Below are 15948 nucleotides of genomic sequence, written 5' to 3'. Positions count from 1 at the left end.
TACACAGAGGAACAGTAACCTGAGAGGCGTTCATGTTGCCATCTTGAGGACGCAATTGATCGTCAATGGGGCACAGTCAAATGGCGCCCACTGCCCGGCATCATTTGTCTTGCCCCTTCGCCCAGCGCTTGAACTCAGCGATCAGGGTCCGGCTTGATCGCTATATCAGGCACCGGCTTATAGAACGGTCCATAGTCCAGCAGTAGCTCCTCGCCTCTCTTGATGTCCTTGAGCGCCACATAGAACGTCAGGTTTTTCCCGACCGCGATGGACACGACATTGTTGGACATCCACGCAGGCCCCTCGCCCAGTTGCGAGGTATTGATCAGGCTCAGGGTGTTGCCAGTGTGCAGGCCGCTCACCGTCCGCGTACCCGAGCGCGTACCGAACAGGTAAGTCATTACAGCCCGGGAACCTTGCTTGCGCTGCTCCTCGAACAGTGACGCTTCGTCTGCATGGTATTTGCCTGCATAAGGGCCAAGCACTTCAAATTGGGGGATATCGCGCCGCGCCCATACCGAAGCGCCGCGAGCCGGCCCCCCATCGTCCAACGGCGTGACCACCTCCAGCGCATCGTCAAATCGGGTCTGATGCTGGCCTTCGGTGCGCAGCCAGTCTTTGATCGACGCCTTGATCTGTGCTGAAACCCTCGCCTTAGTCGGGCTATCAAGCCCATCGAGCACGCCATTCCAGTGGGAGATGCGGATGTCATCGATCGGGCCTTCGAGTGATTGGGTCAAGCTGATTCTGGGGTTCACCGGGTCCTGCAGAATCGGCAGCGTGTTGTCGATCTGATGACGAGGCAATGTTGGGAAATCGCTGGGTTCAACCTTGATCACCACGGGCGGGACTGTCGAAGCGGGGGCTGGGGCCTCCAGGCCTTGCGTTGTGCCGGCGCCGACCTTTGATGGTGGCGGGTCCAAGGGCTCTGATGCGGGGCGTTTTCGTGGGGTATCCGTAACCGATTGCCCAGGAACGGGGCGCGGCCCAGTGCCTTGCTGTAACCGTCCCAGACGTTGCGAGGCGTTCGCTGTAAACGAGCCGTCCGCTCTCACGTACTTACTCCAGAGGTCTGGACTAAGCCTGTGCTGTTGCACAAACTGCGCCTGCGTGACGGAGTTGTCTGCGCTCTCGGCAAGCGCTTGCCACTGGCGCAAAAGGTCACCGGTAATCCTGCGATAGGCGCCATCGGTTACATTCTTCATCAGGGCTTCGCCGGCCGCCGACAGGCCACCATCAGGACGGACATACGCTCTGAACGAATGCACACTCAGGTTATGCTGAACGGCGAACCCCTCCATGGTCATGGTCTCACGCGCCTGCTGCGTCAGCTTTTGCCACCTATCGATATGCGTTTCGGTCACCCTGCCCGCCGCCATGTTGGCAGAGCGGTCGCGCACCGTCACACCGGCAGGGCTCAGTTTGCCGTCAGGCTGCACGTAATACTCAAAGGTTCTCGGGGATAGATGTTTCTGGCGAGCAAAGCCCCTGCGTGTAAGGCTTCGTTGCTGCGCGGGCGGCAACGCCTCCCACTCGCGCAAATGCCCAGCCGTGATCAACTCCATGCGCGCCCTGGGAACATGGGTGATCGGGCCCAGTGCGGCGCGCTCAAGGCGTTCGCTGGCGGTCTTTTTCAAGGAACCATCAGCGTTGACCCAGTCTCTCCAAGTGGCTGGATGGAGCCCGTTGTCGCTTGTGAACTGCGCTTGCGTGATCGCATTATTCGGGTCCTCGAAATAGGCTTTCCACTGGCGAAGGTGGTCGTCGGTAATCTTGTTAGGGGCAATACCGACCACCCTGTCCATCAGTTCTCTACCGACCGGCCCCAATGTACCGTCTCGCCGCACATGGGTTTTGAACGAGCCTGGATTAACGTGATAAAGCTCGGCAAACCCCTCGAGCGTCATTTCGTCACGCTCCGTCTGTGGCATGTCTTGCCAATCACGGATATGGGTTTCAGTCACGGTATAAAATGGCGTATTGGGTGCACGGTCGCGCACCGCCACGCCGATAGCGGTCAACTGACCATCTGGTTTTACATAGCGATTGAACACTTTCGGGTGCAGATGTTGCTGCCGGGCGAAGCCTGCGGGGGTAAGGCTTTGCTGCTGCTCCAATGATAACGCCTGCCAAGCGCGCAAATGATCGGCCATGGGGGTCTGGGCCTGAACAGCGGACGCCCGTGCGGCGCTTTGCAGTGCGCGTTCCAGACGCTGCGCGCCCGCCCCCTTCAACGAGCCGTCCGCGTTGACGTACTGCGCCCAGCTACGTTGGCTGAGCCCGTGCTGGCTCACGAACTGCGCTGACGTCAATGAGTTGCCTGGTTGCCTGAAAAGCTCATCCCACTGGCGTAAATGATCATCGGTAATCTGGTTACTTTTGGTGGGAACAGAGGAGTTGATCAGCGTTTCCCCGCGGGTCATCAGGGTACCGTCCTTGCGCGCATACGTTTTGAACGTACCCGGCCGAAGGTTATGAAGAACAGCAAACCCCTCCTGGGTCATTTCGTCACGCTGCGCCTGGGTCATGTTTTTCCACTCACGCACATGCGTTTCGGTCACCTTTGCGGTGAATGCGTTGGCAGGGCGATCACGCACGAGCACGCCGCTATCGGTTAACTGACCGTCTGGCTTTACGAAAAACTCAAAGGTTTTCTGTGTGAGTTTATTCTGCTTGGCAAAGCCCTTTCGGGTCAGCCTTATCTGCTCCTGCGGCGACAAAGCCTCCCAGGCCTTCAAGTGCTCAACAGTGAGCTGCCCGCCGCCGGGTGCCCCCAGGCGTTGCCATTCGTCGCCCTGTACATGCTGGACCAACAACTCGGTTTGCCGGTTGTTGTGATAAACCCGGGCCTGCACGGTGCCGTCTTCCGTGCGAGACACCTGGCGCACCTCATACACCGCTGTGTCACCGTTGCTGTCGGTATGGCGTATGTGCGAGGAGTGCCCATCGGCTGCTACATATACGCCCTGGCTGTTGCGTGTGAGCCCTGCGATTTTGGATTCAGGCACTTTGAAGTGCCCGAACAGCTCATGGCTCAACTCACTTGGCCCATCGAAGCTTGCAGTGTCCACCTCACCGTCGACAGCCTGGGTTGCGGCCTTGAACTCATCGAGCGGGCCGCCATAAGGCCGCATCGCGTCGGCATCGAATGCATACCACTTGCCACCCTTGAGCACCGCGGCCCCCTCCACCGTCTGGCCTGCCACCTTCACGGTGCCGGTTGCGGCGGCCTCGTACTGTTTGCTGATCGCCTTCAACACGTCATAACTGCCGGTGGCGCCCCTGAGCTTGTTGACGGCCTTGACGCCTTTGGACAATACATAGAGACCAGCGCTACCCACCAACCTGGGCAAATCGCCCACCCCGCCGACGGGGTTGAGTACGTCAATGGCCGCCACGCCGATGACCTTGACCGCCCGCAATGCCTTGGCCCCGGCAGACAACGCAGAACGGCCGACCTTGAGCAACTTTCCTGCGGTGGCGGTGCCGGCGGTAAGAAAACCGAATACATCCAGCAAGAGGTCAAAAGCACCCGCGCCATACTGCCCGTTCTGAAAATTGACAATGGCGGACCTGAACGGGATCAGGTTCAACAAAAACTCGCTCAGCTGTGCGTTCGCCTTGTCCAAGGCGGTTTGCCCACGGGCCTGCTGTTTGATAGCGGGATCGTCGAGGTCCAAGTGTTCGACAAACGCCGTGGCAATCCCATGGGATCGAGCGCTGGTAAAGCTATCCCAAGGCGCGTTATTCAGCGGTCGCTCACGTCCCAGATCATCGGCTGTATGGCTGGGCGTGAATACTTTGGTCGTCGAAACCTTGTTGCCATCCCTGTCTTCCTTAACCTTTGTACTGTAAAGGCTCGTCTTTTCAATCGTGCCTTTATTGAAGTCGATGACGTAGGCGTGCGACGTGCCTTGCAGCTCGGTTTTGACCAGCAGCCCCGGTTCATTTTGAGCATACGTATTATTGAAATGCCCATCCATGACGTATGAGCCTTCCTGGAAAAAACTGACCTTTCCAAACTCGAAATGCTTGCGATCCTGTAAGGGCAGTTGCGAGATCATGTGCCTGACCGTTGTATTGACGGCGGCCTTTTTTTCCTCCATTGCACGGCTGAACTGCCGTTCGAATTCTGCCGGCACGCCAAATTGCCGATTGGCGTTCAAACTCGTTAGTACCCTTTGCAGGTCGTTGCCCTTGAGTGAGCTGCTGGGTTCGTGCGCCTTGAAAGGCCGGGACTCCAGCCAGTCGTCCATGGCGACATCCAAGAGTGAAATACCTCCCCCTTCAATCTTCACGTAGTGCTGATCGACAGCAAATACTTTCGCCTCGAAAAACGCGCCAAGGTCGCCAAATCGCTCCTTGAGCTTGGTCAGGGCGATCTCTTTTCGCGTGGGCAATGCCTTATCCAGTGCATGGGAGGCAGTGAGCCGGGTGTCCAGCTGGGCGTTGAATGCGGCCCTTGCTGATTCAAGTTGCGCGGGTGGATAGTCGCCATTCTGTCTTTTTGTAAGAACGCCACTGGCCACGGCCCAGTCCAGCAATGCCACCGTCTCTGCCGCTTGGGTAACTCCTGGGTCAACCCGCCGTGCTTCTTGCGCCTCGCTCATGACCTGGGCAAACGTCATGCCGGGGACTTTGCCCGGCGTCTGCGCCTCAATCGTCATCGCAGCAATCGCCAGGCTGGCCCATGCCTGGCTGCCGACTTTCACCGTCGCAGGAATGTCTTTGATCAGAAACTGCGGCGCCGACTTGGCCAGCAACAGGTACGCGCCGACACTTGCGAGTGCAGCGCTGGTTTTGCCAGTACGACTCAAATGTTCGGCCAAGCCAGCCACCACCGTGGCTGCGTGGTGTCCCCCATGCGTGTCACCGCCCAGATCAAACCCGGCGACGCTGTTGCAATCGGGTGCGGTGATCGACTCAGGGTCCATCTGCAGTGCGATAGCGGCCAGTAGGTAATCGCTCGCGCTGCTTTCGCTGTCAATGCCCTGCATTGTTTGCTGCAGCGCGTTGCCCATCCGTTGCCCTTGCGGGGAATTGACCAGCGCTTCGAGTATTTTGGCCGGGTCGCTCCCCACTTCTGCCGGCAGCGGCTGGCGATACCGCAGAAACTCCAGTACGCCACCCTTGGTTTGCATCACCAGCGGTTGGTCGCCCAGAGGGTGTGCGTAATTCATCGTCGCAAGGCGCAAGCGCCGCTGCTCGTCTGCACTCAAGGGATTTGGCCAGGATAATGCCCCGCCCAAATGGCCCAGTGAGAAGACAGGACTGTTGGGTAATGGCAAATTCTGGCTGGGACGCTGGGGCGTCAACGACGGTTCAAGGTCATCGGCCACAAGCGGTGGCCGTTTTTCAGCTGCTGCCAAGGGAAGCGAAAAATGCGTGTGTGCTGCGGTAATTGTCATAAAGCGCCTGTGCATAGTCGAAGAATCATCCAGGCAAAAGCGCGTTTCGGCGCTTGCGGCCGTTCACTGAGTGTCAGCGCTCAATGAGGAGGTTCCTGACCAAGTACAAGATTTCGTGACAGCGCACAGGTACAGCGTCAGAGCAACGCGCTGGCTAGCATCCCAATCGCCACCAACCCACACAGGCTGGCGAACCCCACTTGCAACACCCGCGCGGGGATCACCGAACACAACCGCCTTCCCACCAACATGCCGACGACGCTCGCACCAATAAACACCCAGCCCACCGGCTCGATGCTCACGCCCGCATGAAACGCACCGGCCACGCCGATCAGCGACAGCAGGCTGACCACCATTAACGACGTGGCGACGATCCCGCGCATCTGCACGTCGGTCAGTTGCTTGAACGCCGGCACGATCAGGAAGCCGCCGCCCACGCCCAGCAAACCTGAAACGGCGCCGGTCACCGCTCCCAACGCCGCCAGGGTGGCGCTGCATTTGGCGGTCCAGGCCAGGCGACCGGTCTGCTGGTTGAGCATGCAGTTTTTCTGGCCCCACGACGCCGCACCATGGTCACTCGGCCCGGCCTCGCGCTTTTCCCGTTGCAGCATGCGCCAGGCCACCAGCACCATCAGCGCACTGAACAGCCCCATTAGCACCGGTTCCGACAGTTGGTGGGCGACAAACACGCCCAACGGCGAAAACAGCGCGCCGAGCAAGGCGATCAGTAACGCCGCACGGTAACGCACCAAGCCATGACGCAAGCCATCAATGGCACCAACCGCTGCCGCTGCGCCCACCGCCAGCAACGACACCGGCGCGGCCTGGGTCATGGTCAAGCCCAGCCCCAGCACCAGCGCCGGCACCCCAAGGATGCCGCCGCCCGCGCCAGTCAGGCCCATGACCAGGCCCATCAATACACCCAACACACTGGCCAGCAGCATTCAGTCCACCTTGCTCAGACGGGTCAGCCACTCGCGGCCCTTGAGCATGCCGTTCCAGTAGAACCACGGCAGCAGCGTGGCCTTGAGGAACCACATCGAACGGCGTGCTTGCGTGGGATCGAGGGGAAAGGTCGGCAGCAACGTGCCGCCGTAGCCAAACTCGGCAAGCACCACCTTGCCCTTCTCCACCGTCAGAGGGCAGGAACCATAGCCGTCATATTTGAGCGGCAAAGGTGCCTGCTTGCGCAGGGCCAGCAGGTTTTCGGCCACCACCACAATTTGCTTGCGCACCGCTGCCGCCGTCTTGGCGTTGGTGGTGCCGCACACATCGCCCAGGCCGAAGATATGCGGGTAGCGCAGGTGTTGCAGGCTATGGGGGTTCACTTCGCACCAGCCGGCGGCGTCGGCCAGTGAGCTCTGGCGGATAAAGTCCGGGGACAACTGCGGCGGTACGACGTGGAGCATGTCGAAGGTTTTCTCTTCGACCGTCGCGTTGCCTTCGGCGTCTTTGACTTCAAACCAGGCTTTGCGCGCCGGGCCGTCGACTTTCACCAGGTTGGAGTTGAACGCCAGGCGAGCGTTGTATTTTTCGACGTACTTCATCAGCGGCGGCACAAAGGTTGGCACACCGAACAACGCCGCACCGGCCAGGTTGAACTCGACGTCGATGTGTTTGAGGTCGCCCTGCTTGAGCCAGTGGTCGCAGGACAGGTACAGGGCTTTTTGCGGCGCGCCGGCACATTTGATCGGCATCGCCGGCTGGGTGAACAACGCCTTGCCACCCTTGAGCTGCTGCACCAACTGCCAGGTGTACGCGGCATGCTCGTAGCTGTAGTTGGACGTGACACCGTGCTGGCCGAGGGTGTCCTGCAGGCCTTCGATTTTTTCCCAGGCCAGGCGCAGGCCAGGGCAGACGATAAGGTTCTTCCAGGTGACGCGCTGGCCGCTGTCGAGCACCAGGGTTTGCTCGTCGGGCAGCACTTCGCTGACGGCGGCCTGTACCCAGCTCACACCGTTGGGCAGCACCTCGGCCAGAGGCCTACGGGTCTTTTGCAGGTCGTAGGCACCGCCGCCGACGAGGGTCCAGGCCGGTTGGTAGCAGTGGTAGTCGTTAGGTTCGATGAGGGTGATGTTCAGCTGCGGGTCGCGCTTGAGCAGGCTGGCCAGCAGGCCGATGCCTGCCGAGCCGCCGCCGATGACTACGATATCGCCACTGATGGTGGGTCCCCAGTGTTGTTCGGTCATTGTCTACTGCCTTTTTGAGTCAATGCACACAAGGGTCGCTGCCGGATGGCGTCACGCCCAGCTTTTTATGACCGCGCCGCAATACAGCCCGGACAGGGTTTTCATCACTTGAATCACTTCGTGGCTGGCCAACCCGTAGAAAATGTATTTGCCTTCCCGACGGGTGGCGACCAGCCCTTCATCGCGCAGGATGCCCAACTGTTGTGACAGGGTGGGCTGGCGTACGCCGGTCAGGGCTTCCAGCTCGCCGACGTTGCGCTCGCCCTGGGTCAACTGGCACAGGATCAACAAACGGTCTTCGTTGGCCAGGGCCTTGAGCAAGGCACAGGCCTTGGACGCCGATTCACGCAACTGGGCGACTTCGCCCTCACTCAACGTAGATTCCATTTGCCTCGGGTCCTTTATGTCACTTAAGCTCAAAACATTATGTGTAAACGTAAACTGATTGTAACCACTTTTTTCTTCAGCAGAGACAGCCGCCATGCCAGCGTTGATTCAAGCCTTTCTGGATGACGCATCGTCGACCTACACCTATATCGTCTATGAGGCCGATGGCGGCCCCTGCGCCATCGTCGACTCGGTGCTCAATTACGACCCGGCTTCGGGGCGCACCGATACGGCACAAGCCGACAAGGTGATTGCCTTTGTGCGCGAGCATGGCCTGCACGTGCAGTGGCTGCTGGAAACCCACGCCCATGCCGACCACCTGTCCGCCGCGCCCTACCTGCGTCGCACCTTGGGCGGCAAGATCGCGATAGGCGAATCGATCAGCAAGGTGCAGGGCGTGTTCAAGAACCTGTTCAACCTCGAGCCGGAATTTCGCGTGGACGGCTCGCAGTTCGATCACCTGTTTGCGCCGGATGAAATCTTTCATATCGGCAACTTGAAGGCCCAGGCGTTGCACGTGCCTGGACACACCCCCGCCGACATGGCCTATTTGATCGACGGCCGCTTGATCCTGGTGGGCGACACCCTGTTCATGCCCGACGTCGGCACCGCGCGCTGCGACTTCCCCGGCGGCGATGCGCGGCAGTTGTATGCGTCGATGCGCAAGCTGTTGGCGTTCCCCTCCGATACCAGGCTGTATGTGTGTCATGACTATCCGCCTGAAGGCCGTGAGGCCAGGTACCAGACCACCGTGGCGGAACAACGGGCGGGCAATATTCATGTGCATGATGGGGTGGATGAAGCGGCGTTTGTAGCGATGCGCACCACCCGTGATGCCGGATTGGGGATGCCGACGCTGTTGTTGCCGGCGATTCAGGTGAATGTGCGGGCGGGCAACATGCCGCCAGCGGAAGAGAATGGCGTGACCTACCTGAAGATCCCCCTAAACCAACTTTGAAACGGAGGGGACCTGCCAGTCATTTAAACGCCCACGATCTCCTGTAGGAGCGAGCTTGCTCGCGAAGAACGTTAACGATAACGCGGGCTGCCTGAAAGCATGTGGCGACTGTGAGTTCTTCGCGAGCAAGCTCGCTCCTACAGAGAATCAGGAGCCGAGGCTGATGCCGTTGGCCGGCAATGGCAGCGCGGTTTTGTAGCGCACTTGCTTCAAGGCAAAACTGGAGCGAATGTTCGCCACCCCAGGCACCTTGGTCAAAAAGTCCATCATGAAGCGCTCCAGGGACTGGATCGTGGGCACCAACACGCGGATCAAATAGTCCGGGTCGCCGGCCATCAGGTAGCACTCCATCACCTCAGGCCGATCCGAGATCGCCCCTTCGAATTGCTGCAGCGCCAGCTCGTTCTGTTTTTCCAGGCTCACGTGGATGAACACATTGACGTGCAGCCCCAGCAGATCAGCATCCAGCAGCGTAACCTGCTCACGAATCAGCCCCAGTTCTTCCATCGCCTTGACCCGGTTGAAACACGGCGTAGGCGACAGGTTGACCGAGCGGGCCAGGTCGGCATTGGTGATCCGGGCATTCTCCTGCAGGGCGTTGAGAATGCCGATATCGGTACGGTCCAGTTTGCGCATGAGACAAAATCACCTGTTTATTATGTTTATGCAGTTTTTTTATCCGCAAATGGCCGGCGACGCAATGAAACACAGATAAATATTCTTCTACGCGACGCCTATGATTGTTGTAGGACAAGATTTCTTCTACCCGAAGACTGACTGTCAGCTAGCGCGCCCACTACAAGAAATTCACAAGATAGAGCGTAGAAAGCCATGACCCAGCCGTATGCACCGCTGCGCCTGCACGTTCCCGAACCCTCGGGCCGCCCAGGCTGCAAGACCGACTTCACCTACTTGCGTTTGACCGACGCCGGCCTGGTACGCAAACCCGCCATCGACGTAGAGCCCGCCGACACCGCCGACCTGGCCAAGGGCCTGATCCGTGTGCTCGACGATCAGGGCCAGGCACTGGGCCCGTGGGCCGAAGGTGTCTCCACCGAGATCATGCGCCGCGGCATGCGCGCCATGCTCAAGACGCGCATTTTCGACAACCGTATGGTGGTCGCCCAGCGTCAGAAAAAAATGTCGTTCTACATGCAAAGCCTTGGCGAAGAAGCCATCGGCAGCGCCCAGGCCCTGGCCTTGAATATCGACGACATGTGCTTCCCCACCTATCGCCAGCAAAGCATCCTGATGGCCCGCGAGGTGCCGCTGGTGGACCTGATCTGCCAACTGCTGTCCAACGAGCGCGACCCGCTCAAGGGCCGCCAGTTGCCGATCATGTATTCGGTCAAGGAGGCGGGCTTCTTCACTATTTCCGGCAACCTTGCCACCCAATTCGTGCAGGGCGTGGGTTGGGGCATGGCCTCGGCGATCAAGGGCGATACCAAGATCGCCTCGGCCTGGATCGGCGACGGCGCCACTGCTGAATCGGACTTCCACACCGCCCTCACCTTCGCCCACGTGTACCGCGCGCCAGTGATCCTCAACGTGGTCAACAACCAGTGGGCGATTTCCACCTTCCAGGCCATCGCTGGCGGTGAAGCCACCACCTTCGCCGGACGCGGCGTCGGGTGCGGCATCGCTTCCCTGCGCGTGGACGGCAATGACTTTATCGCCGTGTACGCCGCCTCGGCCTGGGCCGCCGAACGTGCGCGCCGTAACCTGGGGCCCACCCTGATCGAGTGGGTCACCTACCGCGCCGGCCCGCATTCCACCTCCGATGACCCATCCAAGTACCGTCCCGCCGACGACTGGAGCCACTTCCCCCTGGGCGACCCGATTGCCCGCCTCAAGCAGCACTTGATCAAGATTGGCCAGTGGTCCGAAGAGGAACACGCGGCGGTCAGTGCAGAACTTGAAGCCGAAGTGGTCAAGGCGCAGAAAGAAGCCGAACAGTACGGCACCCTGGCCGGTGGCCAGATTCCAAGCGCCGCGACCATGTTCGAGGATGTCTATAAAGAGATGCCGGAGCACTTGAAGCGCCAGCGTCAAGAGCTGGGGGTGTGACATGAACGACCACAACAACAGTATCGAACTGGAAACCGCCATGACCACCACCACCATGACCATGATCCAGGCCCTGCGCTCGGCCATGGATGTGATGCTTGAGCGTGACGACAACGTGGTGGTGTTCGGCCAGGACGTCGGTTACTTCGGCGGCGTGTTCCGTTGCACCGAAGGCTTGCAGACCAAGTACGGCAGCTCGCGGGTGTTTGACGCCCCGATCTCGGAAAGCGGCATCGTCGGCGTGGCCGTGGGCATGGGCGCTTACGGCCTGCGCCCGGTAGCGGAAATCCAGTTCGCCGACTACGTCTACCCCGCCACCGACCAGATCATTTCCGAAGCGGCACGCCTGCGTTATCGCTCGGCCGGCCAGTTCACTGCGCCCTTGACCATGCGCATGCCCTGCGGCGGCGGCATCTATGGCGGCCAGACCCACAGCCAGAGTATCGAAGCGGTGTTCACCCAGGTCTGCGGCCTGCGCACGGTGATGCCGTCCAATCCCTATGACGCCAAGGGCCTGCTGATCGCCTCCATCGAAAACGATGACCCGGTGATCTTCCTGGAGCCCAAGCGCCTGTACAACGGCCCGTTCGACGGTCACCACGACCGCCCGGTAACGCCGTGGTCCAAACACCCCCAAGCCCAGGTGCCGGACGGTTACTACACCGTGCCCCTGGACGTAGCCGCCATCGTGCGCCCAGGCTCGGCCGTGACCGTGCTGACCTATGGCACCACCGTGTATGTGTCGCAAGTCGCCGCTGAAGAAACCGGCATCGACGCCGAGGTCATTGACCTGCGCAGCCTGTGGCCGCTGGACCTGGAGACCATCGTCAAGTCGGTGAAAAAGACCGGCCGTTGCGTGGTGGTGCATGAGGCCACGCGCACCTGCGGCTTTGGTGCCGAGTTGGTCTCGCTGGTGCAAGAGCATTGCTTCCACCACCTGGAAGCGCCGATCGAACGCGTCACTGGTTGGGACACTCCCTACCCGCACGCGCAGGAGTGGGCGTATTTCCCAGGGCCGTCCCGAGTGGGCGCGGCGTTGAAACGGGTCATGGAGGTCTGAATGGGCACGCACGTTATCAAGATGCCGGACATTGGCGAAGGCATCGCGGAAGTTGAATTATCGGTATGGCATGTAAAGGTCGGCGACCTGGTGGTTGAAGACCAGGTGCTGGCGGATGTGATGACCGACAAGGCGATGGTGGATATTCCCTCGCCGGTCCACGGCAAGGTGATTTCCCTCGGCGGCGAGCCGGGTGAGGTCATGGCAGTGGGCAGCATTTTGATCAGCATTGAAGTGGAAGGCGCAGGCAATACCAAGGATATGCCGGAGGTTGCCGAGCCGGCGAAGGCCGCGCCACCTGTGGCCGAAGCCAAACCGGTACAGGCGCCGGTAGAAAGCAAGCCCGCTGCAGTAGTGAAAGCGCCGCAAGCGCCCGTGGCCCGTGAAGCCAGCGAACGCCCGTTGGCCTCGCCTGCCGTGCGCAAACACGCGCTGGATGCCGGGATTCAACTGCGCCTGGTCCAGGGCACAGGGCCTGCGGGCCGGATTCTGCATGAAGACCTGGAGGCCTACTTGCATCAAGGGCCGGCCACCAGCACCAGTGCCGCCAACCCTTATGCCGAGCGCAATGACGAACACCAGATCCCGGTGATCGGCATGCGCCGCAAGATCGCCCAGCGCATGCAGGACGCAACCCGCCGCGCCGCGCATTTCAGCTACGTGGAAGAGATCGACGTCACCGCCCTCGACGAGTTGCGCGTGCACCTCAACGAGAAGCACGGTGCGACACGCGGCAAGCTGACCCTGCTGCCGTTTATCGTGCGGGCCATGGTGGTAGCCTTGCGCGACTTCCCGCAGATCAATGCGCGTTACGACGACGAAGCCCAGGTCATCACTCGCCTTGGTGCCGTGCACGTGGGCGTCGCCACCCAGAGCGACGTGGGCCTGATGGTGCCGGTGGTGCGCCACGCCGAAGCCCGCAGCCTATGGGGCACTGCCGAAGAAATCGCGCGTTTGGCCAACGCCGCACGTACAGGCAAGGCCAGCCGTGAAGAGCTGTCCGGTTCGACCATTACCCTGACCAGCCTTGGCGCCCTGGGCGGCATCGTCAGTACGCCAGTGCTGAACCTGCCGGAAGTGGCCATCGTCGGCGTCAACCGCATCGTTGAGCGGCCGATGGTGATCAAGGGCCAGATCGTGGTGCGCAAGATGATGAACCTCTCCAGCTCTTTCGATCACCGCGTGGTCGATGGCATGGACGCGGCGCAATTCATCCAGGCCATTCGCGGCCTGCTCGAACAACCCGCCAGCCTGTTCCTGGAGTAAGGGCATGACTCAGACATTGCACACCACGCTGCTGATTATCGGCGGCGGCCCCGGCGGTTATGTCGCGGCGATTCGCGCAGGCCAACTGGGCATCCCCACCATTCTGGTGGAAGGCCAAGCACTGGGCGGCACCTGCCTGAACATTGGCTGCATTCCCTCCAAGGCGCTGATCCATGTGGCCGAGCAGTTCCAGCAAACCGTGCACCATAGCCAGGGCTCGCAGTTGGGCATTGAGGTGGATGTACCGACTTTGGACATCCGCAAGAGCGTGGAATGGAAAGACGGCATCGTTGACCGCCTGACCACCGGCGTCGCCGCACTGCTGAAAAAACACAAGGTGCAGGTGATCCATGGCTGGGCCAAAGTCATCGACGGCAAGACCGTCGAGGTGGGCGAGCAACGCATCCAGTGCGAACACCTGCTGTTGGCCACCGGCTCGACAAGCGTCAACCTGCCGATGCTGCCGATTGGCGGGCCGATTATCTCGTCCACCGAAGCCCTGGCACCGACCCATGTACCCAAACGTTTGATCGTGGTGGGCGGTGGTTATATCGGCCTGGAACTGGGGATTGCCTACCGCAAGCTTGGTGCCGACGTCAGCGTGGTCGAGGCCCAGGCGCACATCCTGCCGGCCTACGACGCCGAGCTGACCCTGCCGGTGGCTGAATCCCTGAAGAAACTCGGCGTGAAGCTGTACCTGGAACACAGCGTCACCGGCTTTGCCGACAACAAGCTGCAAATACGTGCACCCAATGGCGACACCCTGGCGCTGGACACCGACCAGGTGCTGGTCGCCGTGGGGCGCAAACCCAACACCCAAGGCTGGAACCTCGAAGCGCTGAACCTGGACATGAACGGCGCGGCGATCAAGATCGACAGCCGCTGCCAGACCAGCATGCGCAACGTGTACGCCATTGGCGACCTCAGTGGCGAGCCGATGCTGGCGCACCGGGCCATGGTCCAGGGCGAAATGGTTGCCGAACTGATCAGCGGCAAGGCCCGCGAATTCAACCCAGCGGCAATTCCGGCGGTGTGCTTTACCGACCCGGAACTGGTGGTGGTCGGCAAGACCCCGGACGAGGCCAAGGCTGCTGGCCTGGATTGCATTGTGTCGAGCTTCCCGTTCGCCGCCAATGGCCGGGCCATGACGCTGGAGTCCAAGGCCGGCTTCGTGCGGGTGGTGGCGCGGCGTGACAATCATTTGATTGTTGGCTGGCAAGCGGTGGGGGCTGGGGTGTCGGAACTGTCCACTGCGTTTGGCCTGAGCCTGGAAATGGGCGCGCGCCTGGAGGATGTGGCCGGCACCATCCATGCCCATCCGACCCTGGGTGAAGCGGTGCAGGAAGCGGCGTTGCGGGCGTTGGGCCACGCGTTGCACCTGTAAAAACACAACCCCTGTAGGAGCGAGCTTGCTCGCGAAAATCGCCAACGATAACGCGGGCCACCCAGTTAAACGCGGCGTCCTTGCGTTCTTCGCGAGCAAGCTCGCTCCTACAGGGGATGCGAACAGCCCTGTGAATGCAGTATTGTTCGCCCATCCAGAAAAAAATCCGACTTGACCAGAGATAGAGGGTGTCATGGGTAACGAGAGCATCAATTGGGACAAGCTGGGTTTTGACTACATCAAGACCGACAAGCGGTTTCTCCAGGTCTGGAAGAACGGCGAATGGCAAGCTGGCACCCTGACCGACGACAATGTGCTGCACATCAGCGAGGGCTCCACTGCCCTGCATTATGGCCAGCAATGCTTCGAGGGCCTGAAGGCCTACCGTTGCAAGGACGGCTCGATCAACCTGTTCCGCCCGGACCAGAACGCCGCCCGCATGCAGCGCAGCTGTGGCCGCCTGCTGATGCCACAAGTGCCGACCGACGCGTTCATCGACGCCTGCAAACAAGTGGTCAAGGCCAATGAGCGCTTCATCCCGCCGTACGGCAGTGGCGGCGCGCTGTACCTGCGCCCGTTCGTGATCGGCACCGGTGACAACATCGGCGTGCGTACCGCGCCGGAATTCATCTTCTCGGTGTTCTGCATCCCGGTCGGTGCCTACTTCAAGGGCGGCCTGGTGCCGCACAACTTCCAGATCTCCGGCTACGACCGCGCCGCGCCGCAAGGCACCGGTGCCGCCAAGGTTGGTGGCAACTACGCCGCCAGCCTGATGCCGGGTTCGGAAGCGAAGAAATCCGGCTTCGCCGACGCGATCTACCTGGACCCGATGACCCACTCGAAAATCGAAGAAGTCGGCTCGGCCAACTTCTTCGGCATCACCCACGACAACCAGTTCATCACGCCGAAGTCGCCTTCGGTATTGCCAGGCATCACCCGCCTGTCGCTGATCGAACTGGCCCAGACCCGCCTGGGCCTGGAAGTGGTCGAGGGCGAAGTGTTCATCGACAAGCTGGATCAGTTCAAGGAAGCCGGCGCCTGCGGTACCGCAGCGGTGATCTCGCCTATCGGCGGCATTCAGTACAACGGCAAGCTGCATGTGTTCCACAGCGAGACCGAAGTCGGCCCGATCACCCAGAAGCTCTACAAAGAGCTGACCGGTGTGCAGACCGGTGACGTGGAAGCGCCAGCGGGTTGGATCGTCAAGGTCTGACAGCCACAAAAACCAG

11 protein-coding genes are annotated in these 15948 nt (G+C 60.7%); 6 read left to right on the top strand and 5 right to left on the bottom strand.

Annotation, left to right across the window (positions count from 1 at the left end; translation table 11 throughout):
- Positions 1-134 precede the first annotated feature (134 nt).
- The 4 genes from FXO12_RS01560 to FXO12_RS01545 form a co-directional block, all read right to left on the bottom strand.
- On the bottom strand, positions 135-5408 hold the full coding sequence (locus FXO12_RS01560) for an SET domain-containing protein-lysine N-methyltransferase (RefSeq protein ID WP_057974959.1): 5274 nt from the start codon (positions 5406-5408) through the stop codon (positions 135-137).
- Between the two features lie 137 nt (positions 5409-5545).
- Entirely contained in the window at positions 5546-6352 is an 807-nt protein-coding gene (locus FXO12_RS01555) for a sulfite exporter TauE/SafE family protein (RefSeq protein WP_057974960.1), read from the bottom strand.
- Entirely contained in the window at positions 6353-7597 is a 1245-nt protein-coding gene (locus tag FXO12_RS01550) for an FAD/NAD(P)-binding oxidoreductase (protein ID WP_057974961.1), read from the bottom strand.
- 51 nt (positions 7598-7648) lie between these two features.
- On the bottom strand, positions 7649-7984 hold the full coding sequence (locus FXO12_RS01545) for a helix-turn-helix transcriptional regulator (RefSeq protein WP_057974962.1): 336 nt from the start codon (positions 7982-7984) through the stop codon (positions 7649-7651).
- Positions 7985-8078: 94 nt separating this feature from the next.
- On the opposite strand from FXO12_RS01545, the gene FXO12_RS01540 reads away from it, so the two are divergent.
- Positions 8079-8942 carry an MBL fold metallo-hydrolase gene (locus tag FXO12_RS01540; protein WP_057974963.1) on the top strand — a complete coding sequence of 288 codons (864 nt, stop codon included), beginning with the start codon at positions 8079-8081 and terminating at the stop codon, positions 8940-8942.
- A gap of 147 nt (positions 8943-9089) precedes the next feature.
- Here the strand turns inward: FXO12_RS01540 and bkdR are convergent, their stop codons facing one another.
- The gene (gene bkdR, locus FXO12_RS01535; protein WP_003174877.1) at positions 9090-9578 is read right to left on the bottom strand and encodes a Bkd operon transcriptional regulator BkdR; all 489 of its coding nucleotides are present in this window, start codon (positions 9576-9578) and stop codon (positions 9090-9092) included.
- Positions 9579-9773: 195 nt separating this feature from the next.
- Between bkdR and FXO12_RS01530 the strand changes: the two genes are divergently transcribed.
- The 5 genes from FXO12_RS01530 (at position 9774) to FXO12_RS01510 (ending at position 15932) form a co-directional block, all read left to right on the top strand.
- A complete protein-coding gene (locus FXO12_RS01530; protein ID WP_014719015.1) occupies positions 9774-11009 on the top strand; it encodes a 3-methyl-2-oxobutanoate dehydrogenase (2-methylpropanoyl-transferring) subunit alpha in 1236 nt (411 codons plus the stop codon).
- A 1-nt stretch (position 11010) separates the two neighbouring features.
- Positions 11011-12069, top strand: a complete 1059-nt coding sequence (locus FXO12_RS01525; RefSeq protein ID WP_005789444.1) for an alpha-ketoacid dehydrogenase subunit beta — start codon at positions 11011-11013, stop codon at positions 12067-12069.
- Positions 12070-13335, top strand: a complete 1266-nt coding sequence (locus tag FXO12_RS01520; protein ID WP_034127972.1) for a dihydrolipoamide acetyltransferase family protein — start codon at positions 12070-12072, stop codon at positions 13333-13335.
- Between the two features lie 4 nt (positions 13336-13339).
- Complete coding sequence (gene lpdA / locus FXO12_RS01515; protein ID WP_057974964.1) at positions 13340-14719, top strand: dihydrolipoyl dehydrogenase; 1380 nt, start codon at positions 13340-13342, stop codon at positions 14717-14719.
- Positions 14720-14912: 193 nt separating this feature from the next.
- Positions 14913-15932 carry a branched-chain amino acid aminotransferase gene (locus FXO12_RS01510; RefSeq protein ID WP_003192309.1) on the top strand — a complete coding sequence of 340 codons (1020 nt, stop codon included), beginning with the start codon at positions 14913-14915 and terminating at the stop codon, positions 15930-15932.
- The last annotated feature ends 16 nt before the right edge of the window (positions 15933-15948 follow it).

This window comes from Pseudomonas sp. J380, from assembly GCF_009827115.1.
GTDB lineage: Bacteria > Pseudomonadota > Gammaproteobacteria > Pseudomonadales > Pseudomonadaceae > Aquipseudomonas > Aquipseudomonas paracarnis.
The sequence above is the reverse complement of the archived record's forward strand: the minus strand, read 5'-3'. Positions and strand labels throughout refer to the sequence as shown.